Genomic DNA, 14,602 nt, shown 5'->3' on the forward strand with positions numbered 1-14,602 from the left:
TTGAGACCGAGCCGATCTCGCAATAAACCTGGCTTACTTTCAAAGGAGAACCCCATGAAGCGGCAGATTTTTACCGTGGCCTTGGCTTTATATTCTTGCGTGGCAGGCGCCTCGGCGAGCGATTTAAACGCTTTAAGCACCAAAGATTTCTTTAAAACGACTCTTCCAACCGGCTGTCAACCCAAAGGCGCCAAGGTCGCTCCCGATGGGCGTTACCTTTATCTGGCGGAAATGTGTGGAAAGATCGATCCCAAAACTAAGAAAAGAGTTCCTACTGCTTCGATCTATGACCTTGAAAAAATGACTCTGTCTAAAACTTTGATCACGCCAGTTGGTATGCGCAAAGGTATTTTGGCGAACACCGAGGTGGACTTTTCCTATGACGGCAAATGGGCATTGATTGCCCGGGCGGAGGGCGATTCTGGGTCGGAAATCTATAAAGACCAGGGCTTGGTGACGGTCGTAAACGCACAGACTCAAAAGATCGCAAAGTATATTCCCGTATTCGGGCAAGGCGCAAAAATTATTGCGACTCGTCCGGTGCTTTCCCGCATCAGAAATCCTCAGCAGATTATCTATGTTGCCAATTATTTTTCTGACGACATCAGTGTTTTGGATATCACCAATCTGAAAGATGATGGTGTGTTAAAAGGGGATTCATACTTTGTTAAAAAGATCGATTTGAATTCACACTTTAAGCCACCTGTGAATCATGGTTATAAAATTGCTCCAAGGGGAGTGGCCTTTTCTCCTGACGGTAAGTACGCGTTGGTTCTGGCAACAGAAACGGGAAGTCTGTTCATCGTGGATTCCATTGAACACAAGCAGGTTGCAGAATTGGCTCCGATCAGTAAAGACACCGTCGGCAGAGATTTAAATCTTCGCCATATCGTGATCTCCCGTGACGGCAATTTTGCTTATCTAAGTCATATGCGTGGCAATGCCATTTCGCGAATTGATTTGCGTAAGCTTATGTCTGTGGTGGAGGCGTTGCCAGAAAAAGGACCGAACGTCGTTTTGCCAGCGACATTGTGGCAGGAGCTTTTCGTTCCGTTCCAAACAGCGACGGGTCCCAAAAACATTCTGGTTCTTGAGGACTACCCTAAAGATCATCCGAACTTCCCGAGTAAAAAATGGCCTTTGGCACACCCGAACACGATTGTTTTAGATCCGGTTCAGAATCGCTATCTGTATGTGTCGGCAAGAACGACATCTACGGAAGGAGATACATCGGTGAATGCAGGAATCATGGGGAAAGTGGACGTTATCGACACTCAAAATGGCTCTGTGGTTTTCACCCTGGTTGGGGGAGCTCAGCCGACGGCTTTGGATATCACGCCGGATGGTAAGACGCTGATTTCTGGAGCATTGATTGGTTCAAAGTTATTTATTTATGATGTCGGTAAGTTGACCCGACTTTACGAAAAGTAGAAAAGAAAAAGGTCCCTTGCGGGACCTTTTTTTATTTGTAGTCGTTGTAACCTTTTTCGCCGGGAGTGTAGAAGGTCGTGTGATCATAGGGAGTCAGAGGTTTTCCCTCTTTCAATTTCGCAACAAGATCGGGATTAGAGATAAACGGACGCCCGATGGCGACCAGGTCACCTTTTTTATCCAACAGATCTTGCTCAGCTCTTTTTTCGTCATAGCCGCCGGATGTAATGTAAAGGCCTTTGAAATTTTGCTGAAGCAGTTTTTTGATTTCGGGATTTACGGGAGGAGCACCCATCGCACTGTGATCAACAACGTGAATATAAACCAATCCTAAGTCGGACAGTTTTTGGGCAAGTGTAGAATAGAATTTCTCGATACCTTCAAAAGGACCTGTATCATTGAAAACGCCGTAGGGAGAAACGCGAATGCCTAAACGGTCACCGCCGATTTTTTCCACTGTACCTTTGGCGATTTCCAAAACAAAACGCATGCGATTTTCATCGGAACCACCATACATATCTGTGCGCTTGTTGGATTTAGGATTTAAGAATTGCTCAATCAAGTAGCCATTCGCACCGTGAAGTTCCACGCCGTCAAAACCTGCTTGAATCGCAAGCTCCGCACTTTTAACGTACTCTTGAATCGTGGCTTTTACTTCCTCCGTCGTCATTTCATTCGGAGTGGTGTATGGCTGCTCTTGCTTGGTATCAGTCCAAATTTTTCCAGACAGGGCAATCGCTGATGGGGCCACTATTTTGGCTCCTGGAGGCAAATTATCAGGATGAGAGGCCCGGCCCGTGTGCATTAGTTGTGCAAAGATATGTCCACCTTTGGCGTGAACAGCATCTGTGACTTTTTTCCAGCTGGCAGCTTGTTCTTGATTGAACAGTCCCGGGATACGGGCATAGCCCAAACCATTTGGTGACGGAGAAATACCTTCAGAAATAATCAACCCAGCTGTAGCGCGGTCGGCATAATATTTAGCGATCATATCGTTCGCAAGATTTCCAATCGCACGAGAGCGAGTCATTGGTGCCATCGCCAGACGATTTTGTAATTTAATACGGCCCAGTTGAATGGGTTCAAAAAGAGGACGGCTCATAACGGATCCTTTCAAAGTGTGAATACAATCAGTAACAATAATGAGCACACTTTAAAAAAAGACAAGCTGATATTTAACTAGGTCCCAGAACTAATTTACAACAAGGAAATGTTTATTTCGTAGCTGTATTTTTCTCGATGCATTCAACATTTTCAGTAGGTGCTGAAGGCTTCAAATGTTCGATACGAACCGACTGAATTCCACCCGCAGCCGAGAATTGCTTACTGACGAGCACGCGGTAAGCCCAGTCTTTAAACTCCAAATTTTCCGAAGTAGCAGTCACATAAGCCCGAGTGGGCTTTTTCGAAAGAATCAAATTATCAACCATCACCAACCAGGTCGTAGCCTGAAAAGACCTACCATCTGTCAGCGTACAAACCACAAAATTCCCATCAGCATCCTGAGAAAGTGAATCAGGATCAACATCCGTCTCCCCCGGGGCAGCAAAAGAAAATGAAGAGGCAAAAGTCAGAAGAAGAGCTGTGATAAATAGTTTCATAGCAACAATATACCCCTATTAAGGGATTACTTCCATGGATGGCAGTAACACTGACCGAAGCGGCAGAGAGGAAAATGGTGATTCCGGTACGACTCGAACGTACGACCCTCTCCTTAGAAGGGAGATGCTCTATCCAGCTGAGCTACGGAACCACTTGGCGTTAATATCGCCGAAGGGGCACAAACTAGCAAATTGATTCCCAAATTCCAAGCCCATGACCGCACTTTTTCATCCATAATGCGTTGCAACGTATAGAAAGTACCCCGTAAACCGTGACTCCCAAATAGCTGATGACCGCAGTTGGAATGTAAACCGGTGGTTTCCAAGGTTGAGCATTCGTAAAGCTAAATCAGTTGCCAGCCCCTGGATTCATTGGTCAAGTCGACGCCTATGAAATTCATCAAAGCAAATCTTCCTCGTCGTAAGTTTCTTCAATACTTGGCAGCCTTGGCTCCCGCTGCGTGGGTTGCCAAAGCCCAAGCCCAAGCCCTGACTGCCAATGAGTCTGGAGACGTGGCGGAGGCGGCGCTTGATCTTGAACGGCAGCTAGCTGCCGGCAGAAGAATACCAATGTTGCAGACATGGGCTGACGAAACGAGCGCCTTGGTTGTTGTGATGGGACCGAAGAGTCTTACTTTTGATTCACAAAACAACACGGGCCTCTCGGTGCAACTTTTGCGCGCTGATGATCTGGGCAGTCAGTTCACTTTGTATCGCCTGCAGGTCACGGGTCTTTCGCCAACGGCTTACAGTCAGATTGGCGTTTACAATCAAAGCCGTTTGGTGGACGTGCGTTCGTTGAAAGGCCTTGATATGAATCAAGCCTCTCCGAATCTGGCTGTCGCTTCCTGCGCGAACTTCCGTAAAACCGAAGGACAGGAATACATCTATCCTCGTTTTCACGAAGCGAAAACCGATGCGATTTTCTTTATCGGTGACATCGTTTACAGCAACTCGCGCGTGGGTTCTGTATTCAAAACTCCCGAGGAACCCAGTTCCGCTCTGGCTCGCTATGTGGAAACGTGGAGAACCGTGGATCTTTATCAGATGGAACCTTTGGTTCCAACTTTGGCTATGTGGGATGATCACGATTATGGGCAGAATAACGGTGATGCGACCAATCCTTATCGCGATCAGATGAAAGCGATCTTTAGGTCTTTTTATCCAATGCCAGAGACTCATGAACGTCTTAGCTATGGGCCGGGTGTTGCATTTCGCTTAAGAGCTTTCGGAATTGATTTCCACTTTCTGGATGATCGCAGCTTCCTGGTAAATCAAGTCACTCAGTGGGGCGAGCAACAGGAAGACTGGTTCTTTAAAGACTATCTCGCAAGTTCAAATCCCGCGTGGATCATGAACGGCGTTCAGTTCGTGCAATATGCTCCTGTTGGCGAAAGTGTTCAAAGGGGAGGACTTCCATCTTTGCAACGCCTTAGAAACGTCATCAAAGCAAACATGAAGCCAGTCGTTTTTGTGACGGGCGATGTTCATTACTCCCAGATTCAATATCTTTCCAAAGATTTTTTCGGATTGAACACGTACGAACTGACTTCGAGCGCGATTCACAGTTCATCTGTCGGTGAATGGTTGCGTCGATCTCAAGAAGTCGGGCAGTTGTTTTATTATGGTGAATCGAACTTTTTTATCGTGAAGCCACAGGTCGCAGCAAAAGCGATGGAGTTGGATGTGTCGTGCGCGACGGCGACCGGAATCTATCCAACTGTTTCCGCTCCGTTAAGAATCGAAACTTAAGTGCTAGGTGATGTGGCGTTTTTGCAGGCTCGCGCAAAGGGCGACGCCGCCTAAGATCACGTACCACAGTGAAAGGATCCACAGGGTCAGGATGGGGATTGCAGCAAAGGAGCCATAAATTTTATTGTAGTTGAAAACTCCTAATGTCAGATAGGAGAAGCCTTTGTGCACTCCGAACATCCCAGCAGCCCCCAACAGGGAGCTTACAAAGGCCGAGCGCCAGTGAACAGGAAGGTCGGGGACTAATTTGTAAATCAGGAACAGGCTTCCCACCAAGACCATTCCATTCATGAATCCTGTCGGCAAAAGCTTACGAACCACTTGGAATTGATCCAAAGTATTGAAGCCCACATAGATCGCCAGGAAAACGGGGATCAAAAGAATAAGGACCCATTGATAGATCAGGCGTTTGTAAAAGGGACGGGTGTTTTTCTGGTTCCATACGCGGTGAATGCCGACTTCCATATCGTGCAACAGGCGCAAAGAAGTGATGAATAAAAACACCGCACCCGTTGTTCCGACTTTTCCGGCGTTGATATTTTTTAGAAAGATGCGCAGATATTTTGTTAAATCACTGCCGGCCGCTTCACGCAGGTTCATTAGCAAAAAGAATTCAACTTTGGGATAAAGAGCTTCAAAGCCACCGATGGATTGAAAGGTTGCCGTCACGACTGCAAGAAAAGGCACCATTCCCAGGATCGTAGAAAACGAAAGGGAGCTTGCCACCAATGCCAGTTCACCATCCCGCATTTGTTGGACAGTGTCTTTGATGACGCCCCAGAAGTTTTTAAAATTCGTTGTAATCTTGCCGACCATTGCTGCCATTCCTTCCTTCACCATAACGGCTATTTTGGAAAAAGGGCATAAAAAAAAGGGATGCCGGTCTGGCATCCCTTTATGAAACTTATTTGTTAACTGTCGTGATTAGTTTTTGCTAGCCACGCGGCTCTTTGTGCCCTTTTTCTTTTTCTCAGCCTTACAGAAAGCGACATCTGGTTTTTTTGCTTTTTTGCCAAGCTTAGCAACTTTTTTGCAGTCTACTTTTGGTTTCTTAGCATTCGCTTTTGCTAGAGCTTTTTTCTCGGCTTTACAGAAAGCGACGTCGTTCTTTTTAGCCTTCTTGCCTGCCTTCGCTACCTTTTTGCAATCCACTTTAGGTTTTTTAGCGACCTCTTTTTTGCTCTTAGTTGCGGCCATTTTTTTAGCTGGCAGCTTAGAGCTCTTGCGAGGCGAATCAAATGATGAAGAGCCATAAACTTGTGGTTCTTCTGGTGCAACGTTGGCGATAGCCGGTGTTGGTTCACCTTGCCAGCTTGGAGCTGCTCGTTCCATTTCTTCGTTCACAGTTTTTTGTGGCAAGTTTTGAGAGTCGCCAGCTGAGTTGTCAGCAGGGCCTTGAGTTTTAGCAGCGATATCGCTGGCAGCTTCTGTAACATACGGATCGGAGTGATTAGAAAGCTCGGCACCTTCTTGAGCAGGTTCCGCAGCGGCTTGTTCGCCACCCGCAGCAGGAGTTTCTCTGGCGGCATCTGGATCAGACAGATCCAATGGGTCTGTTGGTTTTGGCTGTTCTTGTGTCGCAGGAGCTTCGCTAGATCCCATCCAGGATTTCATCGTCGCACAGGAAATCATAAATGAACTGAGTGTTGCTAGAACTAGTAAATTTCTCATGGTGTCCCTCTCGTAAATGTTATCAGCATAACAACACTATCGGCGGGAACTTTGATAAACAAAACAGTGTTCTCAAAATAGAGCGTTCCCATTTGGGGCGCTTATGAACACTGTTGGAAAAGAGGTAAAAAGTTCGTCAGTTACAACCAGAATCGTTTTTGGACCGCAAAATCATGTCCATTTCGTTCGATCAAAGCAGCGTCACAGTAGGGATCATGCTCAAAAAAGAGATACCACTTTTTATCCGCGGCTTCGCCCAGATATTGGTTTTTTTCTTCCATCAAAACCAGGGGCTGCAAATCATAACCCATCAACCACGGAATTTTCACGTGAGTGCTCGTGGGTACCATATCAGCGCAATACATCAGGCCGATTTGGCCATCCGTAACCTGGATAATTTGTTGGGACTGAGTATGACCATTTGAAATAATACAGGAGATTCCAGGAATGAAATTCTGAGTTGGACCATCCAAAAGTTTTAAGACACCCGCATCGATTAGCGGTTGAAAATTCGCAGCATAGTAGCTGGCTTTTTCACGCAGGTTCGGGTGGCTGGCAACTTCCAGGTTTCCTTTTTGCGCCCAATAAGTGGCTTTGGGAAACGTAGGAACAAGCTTGCCATCTTTTTCCGTCACTCCACCACCGGCATGGTCAAAGTGGAAGTGCGTGATAATCACATGATGGATGTCTTCAGGATTTAAACCATGGGCCTTAAGGGACTTCATCAGGGTGGGACCGCTTTGGTCCATGCCATACATTTCCGCAAACTTGTTGCCCAGCTTATCACCGTACTTGGCAACGAAGTCGGCTCCATTGCCAGTGTCGATCAGAACGTTGCAGCCAGGGGATTTTAAAAGCAAACCGCGAGCTTCCATTTGAATGCGGTTCTTGTCGTCAGTGGGATTGGTTTTTTCCCACAAAACTTTGGGAACTGTTCCAAACATCGCTCCACCGTCCAAGCCAAAGATACCCGTGGGCACCGGGCACACTTCATAGGGGCCGATTTTCAAATGTGCTTTTTCAACTTCAAATTTATTCTGCTGAACTGTCATCGGAAGTCTCCTTGATCTCAGGGGGGCTGGCTGGTGTTTCGGTAGGGAAGGCTTCTGGCAGGAAGCTCATCACCCAGCTCTTATAAGCAGCATACACCTCTTGAATCGGGCCGGGAGGATGAACGGGACCAACGTGCAAAACCAAGCGACCGGGCTTTGCAAAGAACTGACCTTTTGGCCATAGATCCGCGTTTCCTTCAAGGTATGTGAACAAAATCGGTGTCTGAGTTTTTTCAGAAAAAATAGAAACACCACGTTTAAATTCCTGAACTTTCCCCGTTTGCGAGCGAGTGCCCTCTGGGAAAATGATCAGCCACATGCGTGGAAGTTCCGTCAAAAGTTTCAGGATCAAATTGACGGCTTCACCCTTGCGATCTTTACGATCGATAGGAATAGCTCCCAGGCAGTGCTGAGAGAAAAACATGAACAGGGGATTTGAGAAAAAATAATCCTTCGCTGCTGCGATATAAACACTCAACCAGTAACGGCGTGGGATGGAGGCAGCGATAGAAACCGCATCCAAGTGACTTGCGTGATTGCTGATGATGATAAGCTTGGGATGTTTTTCATAAACAGTTTTAAATGGCACGCCTGTGACTTTCAGGCGGATGTAAAACTTAAAGATGATGTTCTTAAGAATCAAGGACCACAAAAAACGCATACACACGCTGAACAAATCAATGTGGCGGGTAAAAAGCGGCAAATGTTTTAAATAAGTCGGCAGCTTCGTCCACTGCTCGTTTTCGTAGTCCCAATCCTTCATAATAAAACCGTCATCACGTAGTAATAAATCGGAGCGACAAAAATCAAACGATCCACACGGTGAAGGAAATCACCTCGGCCGATGATAAAAGGACCCACGGTTTTCATACCAGCATCGCGGCGAACCACAGTCATGACCAGGTCACCCAGGAAACCGCCCAAAGAAGCGATCAAGCCCGAAGCCAGCCAGTACTTATCAGAACCATCCGGAAGCAAAAAGCGCATGCTGCCTGCCAGGAACAGCGTCAGGAGGATGGAGACAGCAGTACTGCCCACGGTACGGCGGGGATTGATAGATGGGAAAAGTCTCCAGCCACCGATGTAACGTCCGACGGCCAAGTTCGTGTTGTCACAGAACTCTGTCAAAATGATCAAATACATCAATTGGTAAATTCCGTTCGGGAACTTCATGATCAAACCCAAGTGCATGAATGACCATCCCAAAAAGATGAACGCCAATAACGTCAAAGACATGTACTGGATCATGCGCTTGTAAGAGTTACGGATCAGCGGCACCAAACATGCGACACCCAACACAATCATGGGCATCACATTATAGATATCTTCGCGATCAAAATAAATACAAGCCGCCAAACCGATGATGCCCGCATAGCAAATCAAAACGAAATTGCTTCGCTGGAACATACCCATGATTTGGAAAAAGATCTTTGCACCCAGGATTGCTAAGCACGTTAAGCAAATCAATGGCCACGGTGTTGGCAACCCCATAACGATGAACATGATGGGAGCCGCCACAAGCCAGCTTTTGATGCTGGCCCAGGATTGCACAAAGTAATAGTTCTTGTTACGAAAGAAAAAGACAATAGCGCCGGAGCCGAAGATGATCGAAAGAACGATCATCACGGTCTGACGGTATATGTGCGACTCCCATGCAGCCGGAATATTCAATGTGATGGGAAGTTGAAAATCCATGAATCTTAGTCCTCTTGGATGTTGTAATCGCTGATCTTTTTATAAAGATTCGATCTAGATACCTGCAAAAGCTGTGAAGCTTCTTCGATACTCTTCGTTTGTTTCATCGCCGTGCGTATCACATGCGCCTCGAACTCATCAACTAAAGTATTTAGCCCTTTTGCGAAATCAATGACAGTGTAAGAGGGAGCTTTAGCTGGCGTCGCGGCGGGTGTTAACCACTGGTTGACATCTTCTGCGCGAATAAATGGCAAGGGCGATGTCAGACTGAGTTGCTCACACATGCGTTTTAGTTCGCGGACGTTGCCCGGCCAGTTGTATGTTTTAAGAGCGGCCAAGCCATCTTCCGTAAACTGCTTGTTACGACGAGGTCGCTCCATCGCCAAAAAGTGCTGAGCTAATTCATCAATGTCGGCCAAGCGGTCACGCAAGGGTGGCAGTTGAACTCGTTGAGAGGCAAGACGGTATAAAAGGTCTTCGCGGAACTCGCCCGCCGCCACCATTTTATCAAGTGGCTTATTGGAAGCGACAATCACACGGGCTTTCACCGTGATGGATTCTTTCGCGCCGACTTTGCGAACTTCACCGCTTTCTAAAAAGCGCAAAAGCTTCGCTTGCTGAGTCAGGGGCAGCGCTTCGATTTCGTCTAAGAATAAATCTCCACCGTTGGCAGCTTCTGTCAGACCGATTTTATTTTGATCTGCTCCGGTGAACGCACCTTTCACATGACCAAACATTTCGGATTCAAATAAATTATCAGGGATGCTGGCGATGTTAACGGCAATGAAAGGTCTTTCACCCTCTTGTTCGTGCAAAAGTTTTGCGACGACTTCTTTACCACAACCTGTTTCGCCTTCGATCAAGACCGGCTTGCTTTCGCCGCGCAAATCAGCCAGACGCTTTTTGATCATTTGAGACTCTTTGCTTTGTCCCACCCAACGTGTGGAGTTACGGTCGGAATGTGGATCGACCGTGCGCAGATCCCAAAGGGCCTCGATTTTTTCGAGCACCATGGCGATCTCTTCAGGCATCAATGGTTTTGCTAGGAAACGCTGCGCCCCAGCCTTAAGGCAAGACTCCATTAATTCACGGCTTAAATCACCCGACATCGCGACGACTTCCAGCTGTGGATTGTGTTTCATAAGTTTTTCGATCACGTGGGGGCCGACTGCTGGTTTATTAGGCTCCAAGTGCATGTCTACGAAAGCCGCATGGTAAAAACGTTCAAACTGAACAGCTTCCAGCTTTTGCGCTGAAAACACCTTCCAGTAAGAGGGCAGGCTCATCTTGAGCGATTGGTGAATGAGTGGATCATCATCAACGATAAGTAGGGAAAATACTCGAGTTTTTGCCATAGGATATAGGATGGCCCGTCGAAGGTCCTTTGACCACCCTTAATGCCCATGGTCAGTAGTGACGGCCGTCAGGTTTTGGCTCTAAAATGACCTGTAATGGAGGCTGCATGAGCGAGCTTAAGATTCTTCTGACTGAAAACATCCACGCCGTTGCGAAAGAAAGACTTTCCGAAGAAGGTTTCAAAGTGGATTTGATCTCGCACTCTCCCTCTGAAGAAGAATTGTTAAAAATTCTCCCTGATTATCAAGTGCTGGGCATCCGTTCAAAAACTGAAATCACGAAAAAAGTTTTGGAAGCCAACAAACACCTTCTTACGATTGGTTGTTTTTGTATCGGTACCAACCAAGTAGATTTGCCTACTGCCAGAAAATGGGGCGTCCCTGTTTTCAATGCGCCTCACTCCAACACGCGTTCTGTGGCCGAATTGGTTATTGCTGAAATGATTTCTTTGGCTCGTCAATTGGGTGATCGCAACACGCAAGCTCACTTGGGTGGCTGGGTGAAGTCAGCAGAAGGTGCCCATGAAGTTCGTGGAAAAACTTTGGGTATTGTCGGCTACGGTCATATCGGCAGTCAGGTGAGTGTCTTGGCGGAGTCGATGGGACTTCGTGTGATTTTCTATGACATCGTTAAAAAACTTCCTTTGGGTAATGCCGTTGGCAAAGCGACGTTGGGGGAATTGCTGGCAGAGTCTGACTTTGTTACATTGCATGTTCCTGAAACTGCAGAAACTAAAGACATGATCACGAAAGTGGAACTTGCTTGGATGAAAAAGGGAGCTCACTTGATCAATGCCAGCCGCGGAACTGTGGTGGTGATTGAAGATCTGGTCGCGGCCCTTAAAGAAAAACACATCGCGGGTTGCGCTATCGACGTGTTTCCGGAAGAGCCTGCGTCCAACAAGGTGAAGTTTACTTCGCCACTTCAAGGAATTCCGAATGTGATTTTGACTCCACATATCGGGGGGAGTACGGAGGAGGCTCAATACGCGATCGGTTTAGAGGTTGCAGAAAGTTTCCGCCGCTATTTGCGCATCGGTTCCACATCGGGTGCGGTGAACTTTCCAAACGTGGATTTGCCCGTCAAACAGGGGACTTCACGCCTGTTGAATGTGCACAGAAATGAACCCGGGGTTTTGGGTGAAATCAATGGTATCATCTCGAAAGCAGGGGCAAATATCGAAGGGCAATATCTTTCCACAGACCCTGAAATCGGGTACCTGGTGATGGATGTCCACGCCACGCAGGTTCAGTCTCTGGCCGAGCAAATTGGTAAATTGGAGCGCTCAATCCGCACCCGCGTCGTTTACTAAAGTTAAGCGTTACATCCATAACATTTTTGCAAGCCGGGTTGTCCAAGCTCGGTGCCCGTGATACATCCGGGACCTCGAAAAAATTGGGGGTCCTTTTGAAATCACTATTGATTGCTCTTTCTATCCTTGTCGCTGCACCAGCATTTGCATTCCAAGTTATGCCTTACGAAGGCAATGGTGATGAGTCTCAATCTGGTCCTACAGAATTCATCTCTTGGTGTGATAAAAAAAATAACTCTGTATTGATGGTTCGTGGCGGTCAAATCGTGACTGTTGATGACTGCAACAGCAAAGAACTTACTTGCATCACAACGACTGTGACGGATGGTTTCCGTTCTCGTGTAACGGCTCTTTGTCGTTAGTCTGTTCCCTAAGCTGAATTTAGCTTTAAAAGGCTCCGTAGATCGGGGCCTTTTTTATTTTGTGTGACTTATTTGCTCCAGAGACAAAATTTGAAAAATGAGCGTATTTTTGTTTTTGTAAAAATTCGATAAAAAAAGCCGTTTCATTTTAAGAATAACGATATAGAGAGCCTCATAAAAAGCCGATTAGTACCTCATACTTTTGGGGTCGTACTTGTGATACTTTTTATCCGATGTTTGGTCATTGCGATTGTATTTGTCGTGGGGCTTTCTGCCTGCACGATGGATTTGTCATTGACCCAACTTGAGGGTGGCAGCTCCCTTGCTCCAGAGAGCATATCTGTCGATGGAACTTTGACCGTTTCCAGTTTGCAGTTCACTGATGATGCCACTCCGAGTTTAACTTTCTCTGTTTCTTCGATCATTCCCACGGAAATGAAAATCACCAACAATGCAACCTGCAGTGGTGGCGCGTGGGTCGCCTATTCTGGAACGGTCACCGGGTACGCACTGACGGCTTCTGATGGGGCTAAAGATATTTCGGTGCAGTTTAAAAATGCAGCGGGAACGGTGACTTCCTGTGCGAGTACTCACATTGTTTTGGATACATCGACGCCGACCAGTCCCACATTGGCGGTGGTCGCGGATTATACCGATGGCAGTTCCGTGAACTTTGTAAACAGTGCTTCGCCGACTTTCAATCTAAGTGCGGTGGATGCGACACTTTACCAAATGCAGCTTTCTAATTCGGCGACGTGTGCGTCGGGAACTTACGAAGATTATGCCGCGAGCAAGGCTTGGCCATTGACGGCAAGTGACGGCCTTAAAAGTATTTCGGTCAAATACCAGGATCGCTTTTCACACGAATCAGGTTGTGTGACGGTGGATGTGGTTCTGGACTCCACGGCCAGCGTGGCTCCGACTATCGCCCAAGTTGAGGGCTCCGAAGGTGTCGGATCAATTTCTGTTTCGCCAAAAGTATTTGTGAAAAATGTCGCGGCCAATGAAGTGGCCGATGCAACTCATAGTGGCTTTCTGGATTATCAGGCTCGCATAGTGCGGGTCAGTGATTCGGTGGAGGCACAGACGTGGACATCGGTGGGTGCAGGTCCCCTGTTACAACTAACAGGTTTAACTTTGGCGGACGCAACGGTTTATCGTCTGGATATTCGCTCGCGTGACAAAGCAGGGAATGTATCTTCAGTATCGTCAGTGACTTGGACAAGTTCTCTCGTTCCGTTCTATGTAAAGTCCTTGCAAAATGTGACAGCATCAACTGAGTTTGAAAGTGATTCTTTTACCCTGACGGGGGGAGCTGGCAGTGTGAATGTCAGCGTTACTAGTGGTGCAAAAGTTTGTATCAGTCCTTGCGCGAATTGGGCTGCTGCGGGCGGGAATGTGACAGCGACCGTAGGTGATACTCTTTCATTGAAAGCCTTCTCTCCTGCATCTGGAACTTTGACCTCTACGATTACTGCAGGTTCTTACACGACGACTTGGAAAATTTCGACGACTGATTTGTGTCCAACCAATTACATTCTGGTTCCCGGTGAAAATGGAACTCGTCAGGGCGAGTTCTGTCTTGCGAAGTACGAAATGAAAATTGCGGGCGATGCAGATGGCTATCAAGCTTACAATGTCAGTTTTGTGGCTGATTCACGTGCGAGCGGAACTCCGTGGCGGCTTTTAAATGTGGATCAAATGATCACGAGCTGTCAGGCTTTGGGTGCCGGCTATGACCTGATTAGCAATACGCAGTGGAATACCGTGGCTCGAAATATCTCGGCTCAAGCAAGCAACTGGAGTTCAGGAATTGTCGGCACAGGGCAATTGAACCAAGGCAATCGTTCCAACTCTTCTCAAGAGGAGGCCTCGACAAATGATGCCGAGGCTTGTGTGAACTTATCAGGATTCACTTATCCAGCGGCCTCTGCGACATGTTCAGATACGGTTTGGCATAATTTCCGTCGCACTCATAAATTAAGTAACGGTTCCGTGCTGTGGGATCTATCCGGAGGATCCTGGGAGGGTGTGAAAGACACTTACCCAGATACATACGCATCGGCCGATGCTTTCTTATCCGCGATGACTGATGGAACTTTCTTTAAAATGCTTTTGGGGGCGCAGGGTAAAACTTGTGCAGATCCCTCGAATGCCACTGAGCGCTGCGGTTTTGGATATGCATATCTTTCTAATGCTCGCCCGGCGAGTGCGATTTTCAGAGGCGGCAGTGCCAGCAATGGTCGCGAAGCCGGTGTGTTTGCGATCGATTATGACTACAGTCGAACATTCACCGACGGCGCGCACAGTTTCCGTTGTGTAGCTCCGCTAACTAATTAGTGAAAAGATTTCTATGCACCTGAGTTCCGA

Annotated in this window: 13 protein-coding genes and 1 tRNA gene; 5 read left to right on the forward strand and 9 right to left on the reverse strand. The window is 47.2% G+C overall.

The window, feature by feature from the left end:
• Positions 1-54: 54 nt before the first annotated feature.
• Entirely contained in the window at positions 55-1,431 is a 1,377-nt protein-coding gene (locus HW988_RS04370; protein ID WP_181606372.1) for a hypothetical protein, read from the forward strand.
• Positions 1,432-1,462: 31 nt separating this feature from the next.
• On the opposite strand, the gene HW988_RS04375 is transcribed toward HW988_RS04370, so the two are convergent.
• From HW988_RS04375 to HW988_RS04385, 3 genes are all read right to left on the reverse strand, one after another.
• Positions 1,463-2,533, reverse strand: a complete 1,071-nt coding sequence (locus HW988_RS04375; RefSeq protein ID WP_181606373.1) for an alkene reductase — start codon at positions 2,531-2,533, stop codon at positions 1,463-1,465.
• 112 nt (positions 2,534-2,645) lie between these two features.
• Positions 2,646-3,032 carry a hypothetical protein gene (locus HW988_RS04380; protein ID WP_181606374.1) on the reverse strand — a complete coding sequence of 129 codons (387 nt, stop codon included), beginning with the start codon at positions 3,030-3,032 and terminating at the stop codon, positions 2,646-2,648.
• Between the two features lie 75 nt (positions 3,033-3,107).
• Positions 3,108-3,184: transfer RNA gene (locus tag HW988_RS04385), tRNA-Arg, on the reverse strand.
• Positions 3,185-3,422: 238 nt separating this feature from the next.
• Between HW988_RS04385 and HW988_RS04390 the strand changes: the two genes are divergently transcribed.
• The gene (locus HW988_RS04390; RefSeq protein ID WP_181606375.1) at positions 3,423-4,784 is read left to right on the forward strand and encodes an alkaline phosphatase D family protein; all 1,362 of its coding nucleotides are present in this window, start codon (positions 3,423-3,425) and stop codon (positions 4,782-4,784) included.
• Between the two features lie 3 nt (positions 4,785-4,787).
• Here HW988_RS04390 and HW988_RS04395 read toward each other — a convergent pair whose 3' ends face one another.
• From HW988_RS04395 to HW988_RS04420, 6 genes are all read right to left on the reverse strand, one after another.
• Positions 4,788-5,609, reverse strand: a complete 822-nt coding sequence (locus HW988_RS04395; RefSeq protein WP_255490199.1) for a YihY/virulence factor BrkB family protein — start codon at positions 5,607-5,609, stop codon at positions 4,788-4,790.
• Positions 5,610-5,708: 99 nt separating this feature from the next.
• Positions 5,709-6,455, reverse strand: coding sequence for a hypothetical protein (locus HW988_RS04400; protein ID WP_181606376.1), 747 nt, complete (start codon positions 6,453-6,455; stop codon positions 5,709-5,711).
• A 140-nt stretch (positions 6,456-6,595) separates the two neighbouring features.
• Entirely contained in the window at positions 6,596-7,507 is a 912-nt protein-coding gene (locus HW988_RS04405; RefSeq protein ID WP_181606377.1) for an MBL fold metallo-hydrolase, read from the reverse strand.
• The gene (locus HW988_RS04410; RefSeq protein WP_181606378.1) at positions 7,488-8,270 is read right to left on the reverse strand and encodes a lysophospholipid acyltransferase family protein; all 783 of its coding nucleotides are present in this window, start codon (positions 8,268-8,270) and stop codon (positions 7,488-7,490) included. The genes HW988_RS04405 and HW988_RS04410 overlap by 20 nt, the downstream gene beginning before the upstream one ends.
• Positions 8,267-9,202: a phosphatidate cytidylyltransferase gene (locus HW988_RS04415; RefSeq protein WP_181606379.1), complete on the reverse strand. Its 936-nt coding sequence runs from the start codon at positions 9,200-9,202 to the stop codon at positions 8,267-8,269. The genes HW988_RS04410 and HW988_RS04415 overlap by 4 nt, the downstream gene beginning before the upstream one ends.
• 5 nt (positions 9,203-9,207) lie before the next feature.
• A complete protein-coding gene (locus tag HW988_RS04420) occupies positions 9,208-10,557 on the reverse strand; it encodes a sigma-54 dependent transcriptional regulator (RefSeq protein ID WP_181606380.1) in 1,350 nt (449 codons plus the stop codon).
• Positions 10,558-10,664: 107 nt separating this feature from the next.
• Here HW988_RS04420 and serA point away from each other — a divergent pair, with 107 nt between their 5' ends.
• The 3 genes from serA (at position 10,665) to HW988_RS04435 (ending at position 14,572) form a co-directional block, all read left to right on the forward strand.
• The gene (gene serA / locus HW988_RS04425) at positions 10,665-11,870 is read left to right on the forward strand and encodes a phosphoglycerate dehydrogenase (RefSeq protein WP_181606381.1); all 1,206 of its coding nucleotides are present in this window, start codon (positions 10,665-10,667) and stop codon (positions 11,868-11,870) included.
• A gap of 95 nt (positions 11,871-11,965) precedes the next feature.
• On the forward strand, positions 11,966-12,232 hold the full coding sequence (locus tag HW988_RS04430; RefSeq protein ID WP_181606382.1) for a hypothetical protein: 267 nt from the start codon (positions 11,966-11,968) through the stop codon (positions 12,230-12,232).
• 216 nt (positions 12,233-12,448) lie between these two features.
• Positions 12,449-14,572, forward strand: coding sequence for a hypothetical protein (locus HW988_RS04435; RefSeq protein WP_181606383.1), 2,124 nt, complete (start codon positions 12,449-12,451; stop codon positions 14,570-14,572).
• Positions 14,573-14,602: the final 30 nt, after the last annotated feature.

Origin of the sequence: Bdellovibrio sp. KM01 (assembly GCF_013752535.1) — a bacterium.
GTDB lineage: Bacteria > Bdellovibrionota > Bdellovibrionia > Bdellovibrionales > Bdellovibrionaceae > Bdellovibrio.